1 protein-coding gene is annotated in these 620 nt (G+C 71.7%); it reads left to right on the top strand.

The window, feature by feature from the left end:
* The coding region (locus AC1D15_RS36085) for an HlyD family secretion protein (RefSeq protein ID WP_477829868.1) at positions 1-620 on the top strand (620 nt) is incomplete at both ends.

The following is a 620-nucleotide window of genomic DNA, read 5'->3' as shown; positions in this document are numbered from 1 at the left end:
GCTGAAGATCGACGAAACGCGCGCGACATCGGGCGTGCGCGAGAGCGCCGCCACCGGCCTCGCGCTGAAGGCCCGCCAGGCACGGCTGCAGGCGCTGGCCGACGGCTCGGTCTTCACACCGCCCACCTCGGCAGACCCGGACGAGCAGCGCATCCTGCTCGGCGAGCGTCAGCTGTACGAGGCCAAGCGCTCCGAGCTGGAGACGCTGCTGTCGATCAACCACCAGCAGCTGCAGCAGCGCCAGCAGGAGCTGACCGAGATGCGCGCCCGCAAGRCAGCCGCCGACCGCGGGCTCGAGTTCGGCCAGCAGGAGCTCGGGAAGACGCGGCCGCTGCTGGCGAGCGGCGCGGTGTCGGAGGTCGACATCCTGCGGCTCGAACGCGAGGTGGCGCGCTCGCGCGGCGATTCCGAGCAGGCCAGCGCGCAGATCGCGCGCGTGCAGGCGGCCATAGGCGAGGCGCAGCGCAAGAGCCAGGAGACCGAGATCGGCTTTCGCAACGAGGCGCGCAAGGAACTGGCCGAGGTGGCCGGCAAGCTGAACGCGCTGAACGAGGGCGCGGTCGCGCTGACCGACAAGGTCGCCAAGTCGCAGGTCAAGTCGCCGRTGCGCGGACGGGTGC

This window comes from Rhizobacter sp. P2_H2, from assembly GCF_056403375.1.
The sequence above is the reverse complement of the archived record's forward strand: the minus strand, read 5'-3'. Positions and strand labels throughout refer to the sequence as shown.